16 protein-coding genes are annotated in these 22580 nt (G+C 45.9%); 10 read left to right on the forward strand and 6 right to left on the reverse strand.

Going from position 1 to position 22580, the window contains the following annotated elements:
• The first annotated feature begins 40 nt into the window (after window positions 1-40).
• The 5 genes from BLR32_RS28735 to BLR32_RS28755 all read left to right on the forward strand — a co-directional run bounded on the left by BLR32_RS28735 (window position 41) and on the right by BLR32_RS28755 (window position 7906).
• Window positions 41-481: a MarR family winged helix-turn-helix transcriptional regulator gene (locus BLR32_RS28735; RefSeq protein WP_089837180.1), complete on the forward strand. Its 441-nt coding sequence runs from the start codon at window positions 41-43 to the stop codon at window positions 479-481.
• A gap of 281 nt (window positions 482-762) precedes the next feature.
• Window positions 763-1644 (forward strand): helix-turn-helix domain-containing protein, encoded by an 882-nt coding sequence (locus BLR32_RS28740; protein ID WP_089837183.1) that lies wholly within the window; start codon window positions 763-765, stop codon window positions 1642-1644.
• A 340-nt stretch (window positions 1645-1984) separates the two neighbouring features.
• Window positions 1985-3166, forward strand: a complete 1182-nt coding sequence (locus BLR32_RS28745) for an efflux RND transporter periplasmic adaptor subunit (RefSeq protein ID WP_089837185.1) — start codon at window positions 1985-1987, stop codon at window positions 3164-3166.
• 104 nt (window positions 3167-3270) lie between these two features.
• A complete protein-coding gene (locus tag BLR32_RS28750; protein WP_089837187.1) occupies window positions 3271-6441 on the forward strand; it encodes an efflux RND transporter permease subunit in 3171 nt (1056 codons plus the stop codon).
• A gap of 34 nt (window positions 6442-6475) precedes the next feature.
• Window positions 6476-7906, forward strand: coding sequence for an efflux transporter outer membrane subunit (locus BLR32_RS28755; RefSeq protein WP_089837189.1), 1431 nt, complete (start codon window positions 6476-6478; stop codon window positions 7904-7906).
• 344 nt (window positions 7907-8250) lie between these two features.
• On the opposite strand, the gene BLR32_RS28760 is transcribed toward BLR32_RS28755, so the two are convergent.
• Window positions 8251-9138: a helix-turn-helix domain-containing protein gene (locus BLR32_RS28760; RefSeq protein WP_089837191.1), complete on the reverse strand. Its 888-nt coding sequence runs from the start codon at window positions 9136-9138 to the stop codon at window positions 8251-8253.
• Between the two features lie 400 nt (window positions 9139-9538).
• Between BLR32_RS28760 and BLR32_RS28765 the strand changes: the two genes are divergently transcribed.
• Window positions 9539-10435, forward strand: a complete 897-nt coding sequence (locus tag BLR32_RS28765) for an AraC family transcriptional regulator (protein ID WP_245705544.1) — start codon at window positions 9539-9541, stop codon at window positions 10433-10435.
• A gap of 185 nt (window positions 10436-10620) precedes the next feature.
• Complete coding sequence (locus BLR32_RS28770) at window positions 10621-11715, forward strand: hypothetical protein (protein WP_089837194.1); 1095 nt, start codon at window positions 10621-10623, stop codon at window positions 11713-11715.
• Between the two features lie 60 nt (window positions 11716-11775).
• Here BLR32_RS28770 and BLR32_RS28775 read toward each other — a convergent pair whose 3' ends face one another.
• A complete protein-coding gene (locus BLR32_RS28775) occupies window positions 11776-13308 on the reverse strand; it encodes a serine hydrolase domain-containing protein (RefSeq protein ID WP_089837196.1) in 1533 nt (510 codons plus the stop codon).
• Between the two features lie 131 nt (window positions 13309-13439).
• Window positions 13440-13679, reverse strand: coding sequence for a hypothetical protein (locus tag BLR32_RS28780; RefSeq protein ID WP_089837198.1), 240 nt, complete (start codon window positions 13677-13679; stop codon window positions 13440-13442).
• A 386-nt stretch (window positions 13680-14065) separates the two neighbouring features.
• Here BLR32_RS28780 and BLR32_RS28785 point away from each other — a divergent pair, with 386 nt between their 5' ends.
• Both BLR32_RS28785 and BLR32_RS28790 read left to right on the forward strand, forming a co-directional pair.
• Window positions 14066-18019, forward strand: coding sequence for a caspase family protein (locus tag BLR32_RS28785; protein ID WP_089837199.1), 3954 nt, complete (start codon window positions 14066-14068; stop codon window positions 18017-18019).
• Window positions 18020-18222: 203 nt separating this feature from the next.
• The gene (locus BLR32_RS28790; RefSeq protein ID WP_089837201.1) at window positions 18223-18624 is read left to right on the forward strand and encodes a hypothetical protein; all 402 of its coding nucleotides are present in this window, start codon (window positions 18223-18225) and stop codon (window positions 18622-18624) included.
• Between the two features lie 106 nt (window positions 18625-18730).
• Here BLR32_RS28790 and BLR32_RS28795 read toward each other — a convergent pair whose 3' ends face one another.
• The 3 genes from BLR32_RS28795 to BLR32_RS28805 all read right to left on the reverse strand — a co-directional run bounded on the left by BLR32_RS28795 (window position 18731) and on the right by BLR32_RS28805 (window position 21661).
• The gene (locus BLR32_RS28795) at window positions 18731-19306 is read right to left on the reverse strand and encodes a hypothetical protein (RefSeq protein ID WP_089837203.1); all 576 of its coding nucleotides are present in this window, start codon (window positions 19304-19306) and stop codon (window positions 18731-18733) included.
• Between the two features lie 158 nt (window positions 19307-19464).
• Window positions 19465-19869: an ACT domain-containing protein gene (locus BLR32_RS28800; RefSeq protein WP_089837205.1), complete on the reverse strand. Its 405-nt coding sequence runs from the start codon at window positions 19867-19869 to the stop codon at window positions 19465-19467.
• A gap of 37 nt (window positions 19870-19906) precedes the next feature.
• A complete protein-coding gene (locus BLR32_RS28805) occupies window positions 19907-21661 on the reverse strand; it encodes an amidohydrolase family protein (RefSeq protein WP_089837206.1) in 1755 nt (584 codons plus the stop codon).
• A gap of 62 nt (window positions 21662-21723) precedes the next feature.
• Between BLR32_RS28805 and BLR32_RS28810 the strand changes: the two genes are divergently transcribed.
• On the forward strand, window positions 21724-22509 hold the full coding sequence (locus tag BLR32_RS28810) for a patatin-like phospholipase family protein (RefSeq protein WP_089837208.1): 786 nt from the start codon (window positions 21724-21726) through the stop codon (window positions 22507-22509).
• Window positions 22510-22580 lie beyond the last annotated feature (71 nt).

Consider the following 22580-nt stretch of genomic DNA (forward strand, 5'->3'; position numbering starts at 1 on the left):
AAAGACTTTTATTTAGCCGGCTAAATATTATATTTGTTCCATGAACAAGCCGATGATGTGCAGTACCATCAGCCACCTGCTCGTGCAGATCTGCAAGGTACACAGGAATAAAGGCAACCAGATGCTGGCCGCCTACAACCTCCATGCTGGTCAGGAGCACTTCCTCGCCCAGCTGCTATGCGGAGGCCAAATGACGATGAACGAACTCACGGAAAACCTGGACGTTACCCCGGCAACAGTGACAAGAATGGCCGAAAGACTGGAAAAGAACGGCTTCCTGACAAGAGAAAAATGCTGTGCTGATCAGCGGGTTGTCCGGGTAAAACTCACAGAAAAGGGCACAGAAGCAGCAACCGAAATTATAGATACTACCTGGAATAAACTGGAACAACAGATTGTAAAGAATATGAGCACAGAAGAAAAGGTATTGCTCAGGAGATTATTAATGCAGGTATTAGACAATATCGAAGAAGAAGAATAGGTTTTTTTTACCCTATTATTTAGCCGGCTAATTAAATACGGTATTGAAAAGTAGCATGAATCGTATAGCATTAATTTATCAAGCTATAAATTAAAATTCAATGGATTGCTAGAAAATGTGGATGGAATTTATACTTTTGTACCACCATATTATAATTGTACTATACGTTAATACTACTTGTTACCGCCTGCTTCTGTCCGATCAATTAGTCTAATCAGATCTGCCTGATCACCTTTTTTACTGTTAGTGAAACCATTATTAATAACAAATCGCCAAGTGTTATGAGGAATAATGTATTGATACCCGTTTACAACTATGCCGACGTTAACAGGCCCGGTAATCCTGTGAGAGGATTTCATATCGATCGTACAACGTACCTGGTGCAGCCTGGAGATATGTCGGAGCCACACAGACGCTCAAATTTCAGCCTTACCCTGCTGTTGTCAGGAGAAAGCATACAATATATTGACTTCGAAAAATACACCGTGAAAGCCCCGGCGCTGATCATGCTGTCGCCCGGCCAGATACATCAGCATAGTGGAGATAGCTTGTCAGAAATTGTGAACATCTCTTTTTCGCAGGAATTCCTGATACCGGAAACAGCTGCCAGTGGTATGATATGCTGGGGATGCCTGTTTGAAAAGGTAGTCATTCAGCTGACAGATGGTCAGTTGAAAGAGCTAATGAGCTTCGCCCGCTTAATGCTGAGAGAAACAGAAAACCCGCAGCCGCTTAGTGATCTGATCATCCGTAGTCAGCTGAAATCTTTTATGGCCGCAACCGCAAGGTTGCCCCAGCTGGATATTGCATCTATTCAGTCAGATACACTGCCCAATCGCATCGTACGGCAATTTAATGAACTGTCAGACCTGCATTATAAAGATAAAACGCAGGTAGCCCATTATGCAGAATTGATGTTCGTAACACCAGGACACCTGAATGATACCATCAAATCAGCCATGGGAAAAACAGCAAAACAGATCATTGATGAAAAACGTATCACAGAAGCAAAACGGTTGTTGTACTGGGGAGATCATAGTATCAAAGAAATAGCAGGACAACTGAATTTCGAAGATGATGGCTATTTTAACCGCTTCTTTAAAAAACATACAGGCGCTACACCAGCCTCTTTTCAGAGAAGCATCCGGGAAAAGTACAACTAATACCGTAATTTGTTAAACGATTTTCAAATCCATACGATCTACTTTTGTGGTTGATTGGAATAAACTGTTTTAGCAACCGTCAAACTAAAACCGCAAGCTCATGAAGTTCAAATTCTCTTTCTGCTAACCGCCGGAAACTATATTTTACTTAGCAGTCTTTAAAAATTCTTTAAGCGTAAATCTACCCCGTAGTGCAAACTACGTGACAACTGTTTTCCTTTCCTTCCACCTCGGAAAGGGCTAAGGCAGGATTTGCCCATAGCTCCGTCATGTATCTGAAATCGCCAATAAGGATTACAGACCGGATCGCTATTGTCATCTATCAAGAAAAACAAACCGTATGAACCACTTATTTCAGATTATTTACAAACAAAAGCCGGCAGGCTTTCTCTATAGCTTAATAGTTATGGCAGTATTATCAGGTTGCGCCTCTTCTTCCGCCAGATCAGATGGAGCCCCTCCACCCACTGCATTGCCTGTGTTCAAGGCTGCAGCAGTACCTGCTACTACTTACCGTGAATATAACGCCGCTCTCGAAGGTAGAGTGAACGTAGAGATCCGCCCACAGGTAGATGGCTACCTCGACAAGATCTTCGTAGATGAAGGTGCTTATGTGAAAGCAGGCCAGCCACTTTTCCGTATCAACGACCGTCCTTACCGTGAGCAGTTAAGTAATACTTCCGCCAGCCTCGAAGCTGCAAAGGCCAATGAAGAAAAAGCGGCCCTGGAAGTATCCAGACTCACACCACTGGTAGATAATAATGTTGTTTCTGATGTGCAGCTGAAAACCGCCAAAGCTGCGCTGCAGGCTGCAAAAGCTAACGTAGCACAGGCAGAGGCAATGGTAGGCAACGCACGTATCAACCTGGGTTATACAGTTATCACTGCTCCTGTAAACGGTTACATTGGCCGTATTCCTTATAAACTAGGCAGCCTCGTAGGACGTAGTGAAACACAACCACTCACACTGCTCTCAGATGTGAATGAAGTGTATGCTTATTTCTCCATGAGTGAAGTAGACTTCCTCCAGTTTAAAGACAAAGTGAAAGGCAATACCATCGCAGACAAAGTAAAACAATTACCTCCTGTGGAACTGGTAATGCCCGACAACTCTATCTATCCGGAGAAAGGACGTATTGAAACCATGGAAGGTCAGTTCGACAAAACAATGGGGGCTGTAAGCTTCCGTGCTGTATTTCCGAACCCTAACGGATTGCTGCGTTCCGGTAATACCGGCAAAGTGAAAATCTCTGAATCATTTCCTGCTGCATTGGTGGTGCCACAGGAAGCTACATTTGAGTTGCAGGACAAAGTATTCATCTTTACTGTTGGCGACAGTAATAAAGTAGTCAGCAAACCAATCAGAGTAGCAGGTAAAAGCAACGCCTATTATTTCGTGGAAAAAGGTGTAGCACCCGGAGAATCTATTGTCTATACAGGCTTAGACCGTCTCCGCGATGGCGTTGTCATACAACCACAACCAATATCACTGGATAGTCTGCTGAAAGTAAGGCCGCTTTAAGTAGTGCCTTTAAGCAGCAGCGTACGCCCTTTTTAACGGCACACAGAAGGCCGCACAGGCGACTACGCTTCAGACATCCGGATAAACAAAAATGCAACAAGATTATGTTAAGAAAATTCATAGAAAGGCCCGTACTGGCAACGGTGGTTTCCATCATCCTGGTGTTGTTGGGATTACTATCCCTGAGCACTTTGCCTGTTACACAGTTCCCCGATATCGCCCCGCCCAGCGTAGCTGTTACAGCCTCTTACCCTGGTGCGAACGCGGAAGTCGTAGCCCGTTCTGTAGCCACTCCTATTGAAGAAGCGGTGAATGGTGTGGAAAACATGACCTACATGACTTCCACTTCCAACAACGACGGCTCCATGACCCTGACTGTATACTTCAAACTGGGTACAGATCCCGATCTGGCTGCTGTGAATGTGCAGAACCGTGTTTCCAAAGCTACCAGCCTGCTTCCCGTGGAAGTAGTGAACGCGGGTATCACCACGCAGAAACAACAGAACAGTATGATCATGGTGGTAAACCTGATCAGCGACCAGGAAGAATATGATGAGAAATTCCTGCAGAACTATGCGAAGATCAATATCATCCCGGAAATACAGCGTGTAACCGGGGTCGGACAGGCAATGGTGTTTGGTGCGAAAGACTATTCCATGCGTATATGGTTACGTCCTGACCGCCTTGCCGCCAACAATCTCTCCCCACAGGATGTATTGACCGCTATCAGGGAACAGAACCTGGAAGCTGCTCCCGGCCGCTTTGGCGAAAGCAGCAAGGAAGCCTTCGAATACGTAATAAAGTATAAGGGTAAACGTAACCAGAACGCCCAATATGAGGACATCGTGCTGAAAGCAAATGCTGACGGTTCTCTCCTGAGACTGAAAGATGTGGCCCGTGTTGAATTTGGTTCCTTTACCTACAGTAGTGATACACACGTGAATGGTAAATATGGTATTGGTATCGCGATCTATCAGACCGCCGGTTCAAACGCCAATGAGATCCAGACACAGGTGAATGAACTGATGAAAAAGGCTGCAGGCCTCTTCCCTCAGGGCGTTGACTACTTCAATATCTATAGCACCAAGGAATACCTGGATGAATCTATCGATCAGGTAAAACACACACTCATAGAAGCCTTTATACTGGTATTCATCGTGGTGTTCATCTTCCTGCAGGATTTCCGCTCTACGCTGATCCCTGCTATCGCAGTGCCTGTAGCCATTATCGGTACCTTCTTCTTTATGCAGCTGTTTGGTTTTACCATTAACCTGCTGACACTGTTCGCGCTCGTACTGGCCATTGGTATCGTGGTGGACGATGCCATTGTAGTGGTGGAAGCGGTGCATACGAAGATGGAGCATATTAATATGACGCCGCGTGCAGCAACGATTACCAGTATGCAGGAGATCTCAGGAGCAATCATCTCTATTACCCTGGTAATGGCCGCCGTGTTCATCCCGGTTGGTTTCATGCAGGGACCTGCAGGGGTATTCTACCGGCAGTTTGCCTTTACACTGGCCATTGCGATCCTGATCTCCGCACTGAACGCGTTGACCTTGAGTCCAGCCTTGTGTGCCCTGCTGCTGAAAAATAATCATAGCAAGGATGTACACGGCGCCGCTTATACCAAAGGATTTGGCAAGCGTTTCTTTAACGCATTCAACACAGGTTTTGAAGCAGTGACCAATAAATACATCAACAGCGTACGTTTCCTGGTGAAACGTAAATGGATTCCTATCAGTATACTGTTGGTGATCCTGGGTGTGACTGTCTGGTTGGTGAAGAAAACACCTACCGGCTTCATTCCCACGGAAGATAACGGCTTCGTAGTATACTCTGTGACCATGCCTCCGGGTACTTCCCTGCAACGTACACAGGAAGTAGTAAATAAGGTAGAGAAAGAGATGAAAGCAATGGAAGCAGTGAATACTTACCTGAGTGTTTCCGGTTTCAACCTGCTCACCAACTCCAACAGCTCTGCTTATGCGATTGGCTTTGTGAAACTGAAAAAGCATGAGGATCGTGGAAAGGCGAAAGACCTGAAAGATGTGATGGGTATGATGCAGGCAAAACTTGCCAATATCAAGGAAGCCAGCATCTTTATGTTCAACATGCCAACAGTACCGGGCTTCAGTAACGTGGATGGTTTTGAGGTGATCCTGCAGGACCGTACCGGTGGCCCGCTCGACAAACTGGCCAATACGGCATATGGTTTTATCGGTGAACTGATGAAGCGTAAGGAAATTGCTTTCGCGTTTACCACTTTCAATGCAGGCAACCCGCAATACAACCTGGAGATAGATGAAACAAAGGCTAAACAGTTAGGTGTATCTGTATCAGATGTACTGCAGACCATGCAGGTATATTACGGTAGCACCTTTGCATCTGACTTCAACCGCTTCGGTAAATATTACCGCGTGATCGTACAGGCAGAAGCGCCTTCCCGTGCACAACCGGAATCGCTGAATGAGATCTATGTGAAGAATAACCTCGGAGAAATGGTGCCTGTAAACGCTGTCGTTAAGCTGGAAAGGGTGTATGGCCCTGAAACAGTGACCCGTAACAACCTCTTTAATGCCGTGACCATCAACGGACAGCCTAAACCTGGCTATAGTTCCGGTGATGCCATCAAGGCAGTAGAAGAAGTAGCGCAGCAATACCTGCCAAGGGGCTTCTCTTATGAGTGGGTAGGTATGACAAAAGAAGAGATCGCGGCAGGCGGACAGGCAGGTATCATCTTCCTGTTATGTCTTGTGTTTGTATACTTCCTGCTGTCAGCACAGTATGAAAGTTATATCCTGCCATTCTCCGTAATACTGTCAATCCCGCTGGGTATTTTCGGCGTGTTCCTGTTCATCAACATGTTCGGTATCGACAACAATATATATGTACAGGTAGGGTTGATCATGCTGATAGGACTGTTGGCGAAAAACGCCATCCTGATCGTGGAATATGCCGTACAACGGCGCCGTAACGGTATGGGACTGCTGGCAGCAGCACTGGAGGCATCCCGTCTGCGTTTACGTCCTATCCTGATGACATCCTTCGCCTTTGTGGCGGGCTTGACGCCGCTGATGCGTGCAACAGGATCTTCTGCGCTGGGTAACCGCTCCATCAGTACCGGTGCTGCCGGAGGTATGCTGACAGGGGTGATACTGGGCGTCTTTGCTATCCCGGTGCTGTTCATCGTTTTCCAGTATTTACAGGAAAAGATCAGCGGCAAACCGCTGAAAACTGCGGCGCCGGAACTGGCGTCAGATGCAACAGTATAAGCGCACTTAATATTAAAGCATAAAGAAAAACAGGATGACACTAAAATATATCAGGATACCAATCGTCTCTTTCTTTATAGTTGCAGGATTTGCAGCGTGCCGGGTGGGCCGTAATTATGAGCGGCCCGCGGTGACGCTGCCTGCTCAGTACAGCGACACTGCCGTTGCAGGCAATACAAAGGCAGATAGCAGTATTGCAACAATAGAATGGAAACAATTTTTTACAGATACCACTCTACAGGGATTAATAGGAAGGGCGCTGAGCGGGAATTATGATCTCCAGCTGGCATTGAAACGCATAGAAACGGCACAGGCATACCTGAAACAGGCAAAATTAGGTTGGCTGCCCACTGTGAATCTCCAGGCGGCAGCGTCCACTTCCATCCCTTCAAAGAACAGTTTAAACGGTACCAGTCTGAATACTTTCCTGGGCACAGATCATATCGAAGACTATAGCCTCAGCGGAGGTTTGTCCTGGGAGATTGATGTATGGGGAAAGATCAAACGCCGTAAGGAAGCAGCACTGGCCAATTACCTGCAAACGTATGAAGGCATGCATGCCGTACAGACAGGGCTGGTGGCAGACATCGCCAACAGCTACTATAATCTGCTCATGCTGGACGCTCAGTTGAATATTGCCCGCAGCAACATGGCTTTGAGCGATACTATCGTACAAATGATACGCCTGCAGAAGACCGCCGGTGAAGCAACCGAACTGGCGGTACAACAGGCAGTGGCACAACGACAAACCGCCGCCCTGCTGATACCTCAGCTGGAACAGGCTAAGGCCATCGAGCAGAATACATTGCGCATCCTGGCTGGTGAGCTGCCCGGAACAATCGTGTACAATACTACGCTTACAGGTACTCCTTTGCGGGAGCTGCTGCCCACAGGCATACCTGCTGAACTGCTCAGCAACCGCCCGGACGTAAGAGCGCAGGAAATGGCCGTGAAGGCCGCTAATGCGGAAGTAGGTGTGGCGCAGGCCAGCATGTACCCTTCACTGAATATCACTGCAAGCGGAGGTGTCAATGCCTTCAAAGCCAGTGAATGGTTTACGTTGCCTGCTTCCCTGTTTGGCACCGTGGCCGGAAGTATTACACAGCCTATATTTCAGCGGGGACAGCTAAAAGCAAACCTGGAAGTAGCAAAGGTGCAACGTGAAGAAGCCGTGATCAGATTCCGACAGGTAGCCCTGGATGCAATAGGAGAGGTGTCTAATTCTCTCGTAAAACTGGATAAACTGAAAGACCAGCAGCAAATAGTGTCCGAACAGGTGAATACCCTGCAGTTGGCCGTAGTACAGGCAAGAATGCTGTTCCGCAGTGGAATGGCCAATTACCTGGAAGTAGTCACCGCACAAAGCCGTTCGCTCGAAGCATCACTGACACAGGCTGACATTACCCGTCAGCAGCTGAGCGCTTCTGTTGAATTGTACAGAAGCCTGGGAGGTGGATGGAAATAGACAATTAATCAAGGACAGTTGTAATAGGTAGATATAATGTTTGTAACCCAATAGCGCCGCAGCTCTGTGGCGCTATTTATTTTTATTGTCAACTATAAAAAAAGCTGTTTCTGAAGAGAAACAGCCGTTTGGTAACCAATGCCAACTTGATAAAAATATCAGGTTTAATTTTTCGCTGATGATCCGATATCTTATTGATAACACTGCAAAGATGAAAAATCATATGTTTTAGAGCAATGCAGGAATTAAGGATTCACTTGTATTAATTATGGACGTTATGCCTTCTTTACAACCCGGTGCAAAATAAATGTTTGATTGCCGGGAATACCCACCAGTCCTGATACTCAGCCGGTGGTAAGAACGAGGCATTCTTTTTTGAACTCAGTAAAAGTGGTGCCGGTCGCATTCTTAAAGAACTTGCTGAAATGCGCGATATCACTAAAGCCCAGGTGCCAGGCCACCTCTTTCATACACTCGTCAGAGTAAGCAATTCTTCTCTTTGCTTCCAGTACAATACGTTGACGGATGTGATGACTGGCAGGGTAGGCGGTTGTCTTCTTAATGATCTCATTCAGGTAGTTGGGCGTTACTGCCAAAAGCTTCGCATAATCTGCCACTTTCCGGTGTGTTTTAAAATGTGTTTCTACCAGCGACTTGAATTTCTCCGTCAGCTCGAGGTTCCTGGTTTGCATCAGTGTCTGCATGGGTCCCTGGAACTGTCTGGCCACATAGATCAGAAATATCTTCAGGTAACGCCGCAGCATTTCTGTCTTGAAGAGATACGTATTATTACTTTCCTTGAGCATTTTAAGGGTTATCTCCTGCATTTCTTCCGCAATGTCATCATCCAGCCGGATGCCTGCCGACCTGGAAAAGGTCTGAAAAAGACCGGAATTGTACATCAGGTCAAAGTCCTGATCTCCCATGTGCAGGAAGGCCTCATTAAAAGAGATAATATATCCCTCCGTCTGTTCATTTTCTTTCAGCTGATGTAACTGCCCTGGTGTGACACAAAAAATACTATTATCCTGCAGGGTAAATTTGTCCAGGTCCATCACAAGGGTACCGCCACCTTTGATGATCCAGATGATCTCAACATAGCGCTGCTTATGAGGAAACATGTTGTGAGCTGCTACCTCGGCCCGCATTTTATGAATGGAATGTATCATGAAAGGAAGGGCAGCATCTGCACTTTCAGGTTTCAGCAATGAGCGATATTCTGGAAACTTCATATAACAGTGGGTTTATGCCAAAGCAGTTTCCAATTATATGCCTGAGTTTTGTGTGTTGATACTCAGTGCGTTATTTCGTTTAAGGGCAAACAGAAAACACGATATTTCGTGATATCGCGACTTTTGCGCGAAATGTCGGAGCAGGTAGCCGGAAGTGTGGCCGGTTCTGATGAACAGCTATAGACAGGGAGTCCCGGGGGAAAGGAGAGCATTTTTCGCCAAATAAAACGAATAAAACCAGTGGAATCGCTAAATATAGTTAATTGTTAGTTGATGAAAAAATATCAATTGACTGTATATCATATGATTAAATGAGTGGTATATGATTTGTTTTCCTACAAGCACATTGTCATTAATTCGGAACCATTAACCACACATTATGTCACAAACTTACTGTAATATGCAAACCACTCTAAACCGTCACACAGCACAATCCCCCTTGCAGGCGGAGAAAACTCATTTTCCATTCGGCATCTATAAACTGGAAGATGATGTTGCCAACAGCCATCTTATAAGTAATGCACCACATCAGCATAACAGTTTTGAGCTGATATGGGTAGCGGAAGGAACTGGTCATTATTGGATAGATAACGAACAGCATGAAGTAGGTCCCAACCAGGTGTATTGTCTTACCCCGGGACAAGTCCATCAGTTTAAACCCGAAAGGAATATAAAAGGCTATGTCATTACCTTCAGTCAGGAATTCCTGCTCATGCCAAAAGAGAACGCATCCCTGATCTTTCATTCCAACTCTTTTCGCCAGCTGACCGGTACAACAGTGATCCGGCTGAATGAAGATGTGCGGACAGAAATGGAAGACCTGGTGGTGAAAATGCTGAAGGAATTCGATAACTTTTTCCTGCTGCGATCGGAAATCCTCAGAGGCTTACTGAATATTTTTATGATCTACCTTACCCGTCAGTACAGGCCCGCTGCCCAGCCTCCGTCAAAGCAGGGCAACAGGACCCTTGTCAACAAGTTCTTTTCTATCGTGGAAGAGAAATACATGGTCTTTAAACTGGTAGCAGATTACGCTGATGAACTGGCGGTAACCCCTAATCACCTGAATGAAATGGTGAAAAAAGTATCCGGTTTCCCGGCAAGTCATCATATCCGCCAGCGTGTAGTGCTGGAAGCAAAAAGGCTGGCTACCTATTCTGGTTCAAGTATGAAGGAAATCGCTTATAGCCTTGGCTTTGATGATATCGCACACTTCAGTAAATTCTTTAAGAACTTTTCCGGGAGAAGTTTTACAGACTATAAGAAGGAAGCCATGCAACAGTACCTGTGTATATAAACAACGTAAAGAAGCATATGAATTAAAATATTACTCATTGAAGGCTGCTCATCTCAGGTGAGCAGCCTGTTTTATTCAGTGCGGCTGTATTTCAGTTCTTTGTAGTTATTATTGTATAGCATATACCACCACCCATATATAGCGGTAGATAATTAACCCGGAAATTCCTAATCAAACCAATAAATATGAAATCCCTTTTTGTCAAAGTACCCGCTTTGCTAATAACCATCGCTGCTGTTTTTACTGCCTGTAAAAAACAATCTGCAGAAGAAAGACTCAAATTAAATAACAACACTGCCGCAGCGGCACTGGCCCCCAGTAAGGATGCGCTGTTGTTAGCCGACCTCTTTAAGAAAGAAGCCCCTAAGACGCAGTTTTTCACTATTCAATCCCGGGAAAATAGCACCATCAAGACCCGGAATGGAAACAGCTACATCATCCCCGCAGGCGCCTTCCGCAGAAAGGATGGCTCACTGCCCGCTGGTCTGGTAACCGTAGCTATCCGGGAAGTACGGACTCCCAAAGATTTCGTACTCACTGACAGGCCCACGGCCACCGCGGGTGATTACCTGGTTTCCTATGGTGAATACTTTGTCAGTGCTACCGAAGCAGGCGCCGATCTTACCCTGGCAACTCCTATCACCGTAAAGGTGGTGCCAATAGGAGAATTCCGCCCGCAGGCGCCTGTTCCTATGTGGGATGGTGATACCTCGGTGTTTGTGGCTATTGATGGTTTTGACTACCAGAATCAGCCCATTAGGGTAGCGCAGCCTGTCGCTCAGAATCCAGGCATTGACTGGACTCAGGCGCCTAACTTTGCGCTGTTTAATTCAACTACAGGCACACTTGATTTTCAGTTGACCGATCTGCTTACCTGGAGTAACTGCGATGCTTTTAATACGGTTGGCGGACCAAGAACAACCGTGCTCGGGTACTTTAATGTATTTAATGATGATACACCCAACTCTTCTCCCGAGCAGCCAAGTTTGTTGTTCTTCAAACCCAGGAACATCAACTCCGTGGTCAAATTCTATAACCTGATCCTGGATGCACCCGCCGGCTTCAAGGGCTTCCTGAGTTATCAGAATATCGTTCCCATAGGACAGGAAGGTACATTCCTGGCAATTACTGCACTGAACGGACAGTTTTATGCTGAACTGAAGGATGTAGTGATCGATGCTCCTGCTGCGGGTACAAACTATTCTCCGGTGGCCTTCGATCTGCAGCCTGTATCAGGTACTGATCTGCTGGCACTGATAGCAGAACTGAATAACAGATAATAAAACGAATAGTGTGGCTGTTTCACGGCCACACTATTTCAAAACAGGACGGATAGAGTGCTACAGCTGGCTGAGTAACTGTTTCAGCGCTTTTATGCCGCCCTGGTTGTCCGGGTTTAACGCAATGGACTTCTGATACATAAGGATGGCTTCCTGTTTCTTGCCTGCCTTCGACAGTGCTTCCGCATAACTGTCGTAAGTATTATAGCTGTCAGGAAAAAGCAGCATATTGACCTTAAAGGTTTCTATAGCAAATTGAAGATGATCGGGAAATGAAGAGAAATAAAGAAACTCATACCCCAGCTGATTCATCTCCCGCTCACTGAAATAATATTTACTGGTATCACTTCTTAGACTAGTCAGACAAGTGATGGCATTGTCCACGCCATATTGCACCATAGTGCGGGCGAACAGTCTGACAAGAGATGTTTTTATCTTCAGCTGCATGGGCGGCCGATCATTCATGATATAGAATGCAGAGGTAATAATGTTGCCAAAAGCAGGGCCTGCAACATTATCAAACCCGATAATAGTTTGTTTCCTGTCAATGTTCCTGAAATAAAAAGTAGCCAGTCCAATCAGAAAGCCACCATGTCCCACTGATCTTCCAAATCCCGGTTGTTCAAAGATCTCCCAGCCCAGCCCATAACTACCTCTGCCTTCTCCCAGCATGGTATCCATATGGTCCCAGTAAGTATCGCCATTATTTAGCCTGAGAGGCGTTAAAGCTTCTGCAATTGATGCAGCACTTAACAGTTTACCATCAAAGAAAGCCCGGTCAAATAATTGCAGATCACTGATGGTTGTAATAATATTGGATGCTCCTATCGGTGAACTGTTATTATAGCTGGTATAGCGGTAGCGTTGCAACTGGAAAACAGGAGAGTACGCAGTGTCATAGTACGCAGCCATTGTATGCGGTGTAGCTATTCCTGTTTGTGATTGCTGGTAAGATGTCTTTACACAATAGGTCAGCAGCATGCCTGCAGGTTGGAAAATAGATGTCCGGAGATATTCACTGAATGAAAGTCCGCTAAGCTTTTCCACCAGCATTGCCAGTAAGGAATAGTTCATATTACAGTAATCAAACTTATCACCAGGATGAAAATACAGCGGTTTGTTTTCCTTTATCAGTGTGGGAATGATGATATCATTCGTAATAATAGTATCCGGAAACTGATTTACCAGCGGCTCATACAATTCCAGGTCAGGCAGACCGGACGTATGCGTCAGCAGATGCCTGATCGTTATACCAGGATAAGGGAATGCAGGAAAATAATGCTGAAAGGTATCTCCCAGCTGAAGCTTCCCTTTTTCTTTCAGCTGCAGGATAGCTGTTGATGTGAAAATTTTGGATATAGAGGCAAGATTATAGCGTACGTTGATATCATTTGTGCTGGCGGATGGAATGTCTGCATAGCCGAAATACCTTTGATAGATAGTCCGTCCGTTCTCAGCCAGCAGTATATTCCCGTTCATGCTTTCCGTACGCAAAATGTTGTTGAAATAGATGTTTAATTTTCCGAGCCTGTTCTGCGCTGAGGAAAACATCCCGCTCAGCATGATGACTGAGAGGAAAAATATGCGTCTCATAGTGGTAGTTGATTTGATCGCAATACTAAGGAAGAACGGGATGCAGATGGGACAAATGTGACGAAACACAAGGGATAAGTGATAAAGCAGGAAAGCCCTCTGCAAGGGCAGAAGGCTTTCTTTTTCATTTCTTACTGGGGAATACTGTCTTTACGCCAGGTACTGTCTTTTTTCATCTTGTGCTTCATCTTCATCTTATGTCTGGATGTATCAGAACGAGGTATGGTATCCTGTCTGAATTGATCATTATAAGTAGTGTATGCCTGATTCGTGGCAGCCTTGGCAGCAAAGGAAGGGCCAGGCATGCCCTGGAAGTAAACAAACACACCGGATACGATCAGCAAACCGAGTGTTGCGAGATGTTTTTTCATGACTAAGGTTTTTAAATAAAGAGAAAGTATTAACCTCTTTTATCGCTAAAATCCTGCTTATTTTTAGCTGTTTCCCCAAGACTATTATCTACCAAACTATTATATCTCTGAAATAATTAATTATTGAAAGAGAATAGCATGTTACTGTAGACTTGTCGTAAGAAAGGGGGTAAATAAATATACAGGCACATCTTTAACTTCTATCCCTGAAAGCAGGATAAAGCGCTGATTCTGAACTTAAAGTCATATATTTGGGGGAGACGACGCGCTTTGTTACCAATTGAAAAATCAGTTATTTTAAGCATCACACGTTTACAGAGTATATAGCCTTGACATAAGTACCAGTAATTTATTATCAATACCCCATATTTAAACTCTACCTCGGCATGAGATACGATTCTTTACCCCAGATCGAAGCTCGTTTCAAGAGTGAAGCGGCTCCATTCCTTACGCCATTTTCCCTGCAGGTTCCCAATGAACAACTGATCCTCAAGGGACAATTGTACAAACCAGACCGTAGCAATTATTTCTATCCCGACACGCATACAAAGGATCGGATAGTACTGCATTTTACAGCTGGTAATCTGAAGTCCGATATGCTAAGTCTGACCACTCAGGGACGACATGTTTCCGTACCTTTTGTCATTGCCCGGGACGGTACTATCTACCAGTTATTTCCTTCGGGCAACTGGTCGGGCCATCTGGGAGCCGGCCTGGGAAATCAGGGTACAAACAATGCACAGGATAAGGTGACCATCGGTATCGAGCTCTCTAACTACGCATATCTCGTGCCCAGAGATGGAAACCTCGAAACCATTTACTCCCGCGCTCCGCAAAATGGTAAACCGGGACCTATTGATGAATATTGCCCATTGAGTAATACCGCTGCTTATCTGAAGATCGATAAACCTTTCAGGGAACAGTCCTATTATGCTTCCTATACGCCTGAACAAATAGAGAGCACTATCATCCTGCTCCGTTATCTGACCGCTAAATATAATATCCCCCGCCAGTTCCTGCCGGAGGATAAAAGATATAGCACTACGAATGATGTACTGACATTCAGAGGCATTGTATCGCATATTAACTATCGTCCTTCCGGCAAATGGGACATCGGTCCTGCCTTTGACTGGGAAACATTGATCAGCGGGGTAACGGCTGCAGAGTTTACGCCTGTAGCTACTGCCCGTTCACTGAACTTTGCAGCCAGGGAATTATCTATCGGACTAACCACTGAAGGTGGCATCGCTGCACAGTTTGTTGATGAAAACAGTGCTGAAGAAGGAGCGCCGGAAGCAACCGATAATGAAGGGTATAATCCTTTCGAATTTGAAGAAGGCATTGCAAAAGAGATCCCACCGTCCAGCGGAAAAGTATATGCCCTCCTGGCCGGGATCAATGAATACGACCAGGTGCGTAAACTGAGCGGCTGTCTGCATGACCTGCAACAGGTGGAAGACTACCTGAAGAACCGTACCGTATTTGATTGTAAGATCAAAAAGATAACAGATTCCGAAGTAACAAGGGCCAATGTGGTGAAAGCATTTGAAGAGCACCTGGGGCAGGCAAAGAAAGAAGATACCGTCCTGTTCTATTTTTCAGGTCACGGTACCCAGGAAGATGCTGCGCCTATGTGGGACGAAACAGATGGCAAACTGGAATGTATTGTATGTTATGACGGAGGTACCAGTAAGGCCGCTGAGTTCCTGCTGACAGACAAGGAACTGCGTTATATGATCGCTAAACTGTACAAACAAACTGCCGCGCATATCGTAGTGATCTTTGACTGCTGCCATTCCGGCGATAATACACGTGGTCAGCTCATCAATGCTGCCTTCAGTAAAGACAAGGTGATCAAACGTATGATCTACGACAACACACGTTATTCCGGTGCCTTCCCTCAGCGTGAGTGGAGTGAATTTGTCTTTAGTAATGAGATCAGAGAAGAAGATGTCAGGGATAAAAAGACAGAAGAATTCCTGCCCGAAGGGATTCATATACAGATGGCCGCCTGCGAAAGCAACCAGTCTGCCGTTGAAGTAAATGGGGAAGGGGTATTCACTAAAAAACTGCTGGGCGCTCTGGATGCCTGCACTGGCAATGTTTCCTATAATGACCTGAGCAGCAGGATAAGGCAGTATCTGCGTTTCAGCTTTGAACAGACGCCGCGTATCTATGTATCAGGAGATACCGACAGACTGCTGTACACAGGCTTCCTGAACCGTAGCCTCACAGATAATATTACTATTGCTGAAGCCACTTACGGTAAACATGGCTGGCAGCTGAATATTGGCGCTATCCATGGCGTAGATAAAAATACAAAGCTCACTATCGTAAATGCTGCCGATGTCAACCAGAAATGGACAGCTCAGATAGACAATGTGTTCATTGATTACAGTGCTATCACCATTGACGGAACACCCGATCAGAACAAGGCGCATAAAGCCTTTGCAGAAGGACTGATGAGTGGGAAAATATTACTTGAACTGAACAACAGCAATGGTAACCCTGCAGAAATGGCCGAACTGCTGGATGCTATTGAAAGCAAGGCAGGAGGTCAGTTTGAATTCCAGTCAGGAACTGCGGAGAATGGCCGCAGTGCAGACTATAGTCTGCATATCAGATCAGGCGAAGCAGTGATTACCCGGGCCAATGATCCTTTCCGGCCGGTAGTACGCCCGCTGGATCTGACAAAAGAGAAAGGGGATGTTGAACTGGTAGAAACATTGAAACACATCTCCCAGTGGCACTTCATCAAACAACTGCAAAACAGCGTGATCCCGGAAGGCTTCCCCGAAAAACCTATACAGATCGATGTTGCCAGGATCTATCCGGACGGCAGCAGGAAAAAGATCAGCACAGATACCGGAACCGCGACCTTCGATTTTGAACCCGGTCAGGGACAATGGGAAGGCGCTATGGAAATAAAGCTCACCAATACAACCCAACAATCAGTGTACGTAGCTGCCTTGTACCTGGGAATCCAGTTCAGCAGTTACCTGGAATACCTGCCACAGTATCCCTGGCTGCTGGACCCCGGCAAAGAGCTTATTCTGGCGAGGAAAGGCAAAGACAGGATCGTTATCCGCCAGGATGATTTTACAAGGGAGTATAACTGGCCATTGAGCATGGAAACCCTGAAGCTGATCGTCAGCACAGATGAGTTCAATGTGAAGGCGCTTTCCCTTGGTAGCCTGCCGGCTCCTTATGTACTGGCCGACCGTGAAAAGGGACTGGTAAGAGGTAAAACAGAGGTTGCCAAAGGCGCAGTAATGGAAGATGAGGATATCCCTGCAGAATTTAAAGGTTGGATCACGCAGACCTTATACCTCGTCTTCAATAATCCGGACTTCAACAACATAGACCGTAAGATGCTGCAGGAGCTGATGGAATATGACGAAACGTCTTACTATGCCGCTGGCTTGTACTATGACCTGGTAACAGATGAAAACGGACAACCTACACGGTTGAAGCTGAAACCTGAAATTAAGGTGCCGGAAGGTGAAAAAGGCCTGTGGGGCGATGTAGTATTGTGGGCAGCTAATGCGATTGAGAGCCGTCAGCGGAGGAGATTATATAAACGCTTAAAGGAGACCGACAGGTTAAGAATTGTGGCAGAAGGCGATTCCTGGTTCCAGTATCCTATCCGTGTATTGGATACCATAGACCATCTGTACAAACTTTATGCAATCCGCAGCTTTGCCGAAGCAGGAGATACGCTGGAGAACTATATGAAGCAGAGAGAATACCTGAAGGGCATCAGAGAGGAAGAAGCGCAGATCTTCCTGGTCAGCGGTGGCGGTAATGATATACTTGGAGAACAGTTCCAGTACTCTTTACGCGATACGCCAGCGGAGGATGATATGACGCCGGCCCGTTATCTGAACAAGACCTTCTTCGATAAACTGGACAAGCTGGAAACATGGTATACCGATATGTTTACAGAACTGCACAACAGGTACCCAAACCTGCGTATGCTGGTGCACAGTTACGACTACATCATACCTGTTGATACAGACCTTTACCCACGTAAAACCAGCTGGCTGGGTAAATATATGATCCGGAAGAATATGCACCAGCAGGCAGCGAGGGAATCCCTGATCCGCTTTATGGTAGATGAATTTAACCGTCGCCTGGAAAAAGTAGCCGCTGCATTCCCGGGTGTGGTTTACTACATCAATGTAAGAGAGATCGTAGACCGTGGCAGCTGGTACGATGAGATCCATCCTACCAACGCTGGTTTCAAGCTCGTGGCCGACAAATTTGTCGATGTCATTGAGAAACTGAAATCTGATCTGAAGCCATTTGCAGAAGCGCCGGCAATGTCTGTCCAGCCCTGATAGTAACTATCCGTTCAGATATAAGAAAAGGCTGTCCACCGTATGTGCGGGCAGCCTTTATTATTGTAAGCTGTTGAAATTCCTTGCCACTTTAACATGCAATCTCCAGACATAAGGGCCGCCGTTTTAAATATAGATCGACTGCAGTGAAAAGGTTAAATAATAGGAATATACCGTTATACTTGCAGGAGAATTATTGTATTATGATTGAAGCAAATGACGTGCGTCCGGGGAACCTGGTATGGTATTATGATCTGTATATGAATGAAACAGTGTTTGAGGTGGAGGGTATATTAGAGGGCTTCATCTATAGTTCAACCTTACCCAAAAGTAAACTGTCACTGGCCAATGTACATCCCTTGTCACTGGATGCAGGATATCTGCACAGCTTTGGATTTGTAAGAGGAGACAGGGCGCATGGAGAAGATGAAAACGTCTTTTCCTATAAGTACAATCGTAACGACAGTGTATATGTGAGAGACCAGGGATATTCCTTTCAATTCCTGGCTGCCGCACCAGGGCAGTTGATACCCTATGGACAGCCGGTAGTGCATGTCCACCAGTTACAAAACCTCTTTTATTGTCTGACAGGACAGGAACTATAAAGAGGGGGATACCTCCTTACAGGATATCCCCTTTCTTTCATTTCTTTCTGTTGGAGAGAGTACCATTCTTACGTGAAAGCAGTAGCAGCAGTCATTTTCCAATGACTCACGGATGAGGGCCCATACAAACGATCTGCACACCGCTGAATGTACCTTTCAGGGAGACCGTTTTTTCAGCGCCTGATTCTATGTCATTTCTGCCCGTGAACTCGAAATGACCGGAAATAAAGGCTTTCACATCATCAAACCTGATCTCTGTGAGCGTGAAAGTACCTTTCTCTGCATTGCAGGAAACATCCTTACCGGCGGCTTCCGCCTCCGTTTCTGCTGATTCATCCTTCGGATAGTTCAGGAACTGTGCAAAGTTGGCGGATTCCTCATCACCTGCAGACTGGTCCAGCGAAACGGTAACCGGTTTAAATTCGCCTATTTTCTTCAGGTCAAATTTGATGGACAATGTCCTGTTTCCATCGCGAAGCGTACACTCCAGGTTCATAATGGCCATTTTACTGGTGCCAATAGTGGCATTACCCCTGATATCATGCGAGGAGACAACACTACCATTCTTTTCAATGTTAAATGTACCCGGATTGAGCCCTTTTTTCTGCGCCAGTACAGTCGTGGAGCCCGTACAGAAAGTGATAACAGCACTTGTTATCAGTGATAGCATTTTAGTTTTCATGTAGGTTCGGTTAGGGATAGCTGATTAAGTATAACGTCGAAAGATAAAAAAAAAATTCAAAATAGTATCCATCCGGTACCGTCAACGAACTATTTTACAGCAACGGCCTTTACTGCAATCTGAGCGGTATAGAAAGACCGGAGCGAATGATCCTTTTGTTATAAAGAGGCATTGGTACTGAGCGACTTAAGCGTCTGCATGGCCTTGTCCGCATCGCTTGTCGCCACAAAAATATGATCATGGTAATAGGCCGCTACCACATTACAACTGATCCCCGCTTTGGCAAGAGCAGCGGAGAAGGCAGCCGTAAGTCCCACCGCTTCTAGTGACGAATGTATGGTGAGTGTGATCCAGGCAGCAATATATGTATAAGGCAGCTGAAGACGGTCGGCGGTTTTCCGGGAAAGAATAAGTGTTGTACCTTCTTTTTCCCGGAAAGTGCCAATGACGTCCTGCAGATCTATCTGCCCCGGATTACTCACCGTGCAGAATACATATTCTCCCTCCTGCAGATGGGGAGTCATGTGTTTCAATAAGGTAGAAATGTCTGTTACACCGCTCATATCTGTAAATATACGGGCAATAAAATGAAAGCGTCTGTTACCGTATAAAGGAAACCTTCACGATCTTGCCATTTTCAACCGTATAAACAGCCACCGCCTCAATTGGCTTTTCCCCCATACCAGTTATTCTTTCATGATCTATCACAGTATTACCCATCACGATCCTGTTCACCAACTGGCAATGTAATTCCTTTGCCTTCTCAAAGATGCCTGCATATCGTTGCCGCATCTGTTCTTTTCCCTGCATCAGCAATTTGCCGCTGGCCTGGTCATAAATAGCCGTGCTATCGCTGTAAGGCGCCAGGAATGCTTCAATATTCCGGGTATTGTAGGCATTCAGTTGTTGCTGCACCAGTATTACCGGTGTGACCGTCAGCAGTTCCTTTGCCTGTAATTGTATACCACGGTGTATGATGGTGGGTATGTCTGCCAGCACATTCAGATCCTGCGTAGGATCTTTTTCCAGTAGCAGGAGATCTGCAATCTTTCCTTTTTCTATACTGCCATAGTCCTTGTCCTTACCGAAACCTTTTGCCGCGTTAATAGTAGCGGAACGGATGATTTCCCAGCTACTCAATCCCGACTGTTGCATAGCCTGCAATTCAGTGAAAAAAGAAGAGGCATGCAGCGTACCGATATTACCTGCGTCAGTACCTGCTACTACATTAACACCGGCTTGTTGTGCCAGTCGCAGGTTGGTGCGCATTACAGTATCTTCTTTTGAAGGAATGACATGGCGGCTGCGCAGATTTTTATACTCAAAACCCACAACGCTTTTGTCGATATGTTGCAGGTCTGTCAATGTGCCCAGCATGAACGGATCTCCATATTTCAGATCATGCATGGGGAAATCAAACTGCTGTGTAAACGCGCGCTTATATCCGTGCATCACGGTGAGAGTAGGGATGTACACCGTGTGTTTATTTTTCAGTAGCTGAAGCATTTCATTGTCAAGTTCTTTATCATCTACACTATGCACCAGGATGTCAGCTCCTGCTGTAACAGCCAGTTTCGCGGTTTCATACTCAGTAGCGTGAACAGCTACTTTTAGACCGTGGGCATGACTTTCATCTATAGTTGCCTTGACTATAGGCAAAGTGCTTTCCGCTGGCATACCGGGTACTACGATGTACCAGATCTTGATGAAGTCTGGTTTATAGGGCAATTGTTTCCGTACCAGTTCACGGGCTTCTTCCGGTGTAGTCACTTTCACAATAGGAGGATCTTTTTTATCCAGGTTAGGCGGCAGATAGGTAGATATCAGCGGGCCTGTTACCCAGGCATTGGTAGCTCTGGGATCGGCATTCACTTTATCACGGATGGCGAAATTGCTGAATGGTCCGCCTACATCTGCAACGGTAGTAATGCCACATGCCAGGTAGCGGGCCATCATATCACTCAGGTGTTCTTTCGCCCATTGCTGGTCCTTTTCATAAGGATATACTGCCATGAGGTTCAGGCCATCGGGACGGGTATATAAGCCGCCAGTCTGGAAAAAATGGATATGCGCATCCGTCATACCGGGCATCACGTACTTGCCTGTGGCATCTATGACAGTAGCGCCGTCGGGTATCTTCAGTTTCTTTGAAGGCCCGGTAGCCAGTATGCGGTCATGCTCAATGATGATGGTTTGATCTGCCAGTGTTTTACTGATGTTGACATCTATCAGGTTCGCATGTGTGATACAGAGGGTTGAGGACGCATTGTTTGCAGGTGATGTGGTAGATTGTGTGTAACCCGGCAGTGCATATATAACGAGCGCAACTGCCCATAACAGAGGGAACTTTTTCATCGGGTTAGATTTGATAGATACTAAAGATAGCAGATTTTACTTTCTTTATATATATTAGCCGGATGAATCAGGAGTTGAGAGTCCCTATACAGCGCCCCTTTGTGCTATCCGGTGGTGGCGCCCGTGGTTATGCCCATATTGGTGTATTAAAAGCATTTGCTGAACAGCATATTTTTCCCGAAGTGATTGCCGCTACCAGCGCCGGCTCTATAGCCGCAGCGTTTATCTGTGACGGATACACTACAGATGAGGTGAAGGAGATCTTCCTGCATACAAAGATGGGATTAACGGTTGACTGGAAACACCTGAAGACAGGATTCCTGTCATTAAAACTCCTGGAAAAGGTGCTGACGCAAACTTTACGACATACTACCTTTGAATCATTGCCCATCCCATTATATGTTACCGCTACCAACTTTTCCACGGGACAACAGACTATTTTTGACAAAGGGCCACTGATACCCGCTATACTGGCGGCTTCAAGTATCCCGATGTTGTTCCCGCCGGTAGTAATTGATGGTGTGCCTTATGTGGATGGAGGTATTTCAGGAAACCTGCCGGTAGAACCGCTGATAGGGAAATATACATCCATTATCGGTGTACATGTCAATCCGCTCACTCCTTACAATCCTGCAAGCGGCATTCGCGCCAACATGGAAAGAACCCTGCATATGGCCATTAATGAACCGGTATTGAAAAACAAGCTGCTGTGTAGTCGCTTCATTGAGCCAGAGAAGTTAGGAGGGTTCGGCATGTTCGATTTTAAACGTTTCGATGCAATATACACTGTGGGGCTGGAATATACCCGTCAGGCGCTGCAGGAAAGCCCGGAGCCGGTTGAAGTATAAAGTACTGTTTGTCATTCAATAATATTAGCACGGGGAATACAGCTGGAAGACAGACGTACGAAAATTGAACT

The sequence above is a fragment of the Chitinophaga filiformis genome (assembly GCF_900102545.1).
Lineage (GTDB): Bacteria > Bacteroidota > Bacteroidia > Chitinophagales > Chitinophagaceae > Chitinophaga > Chitinophaga filiformis.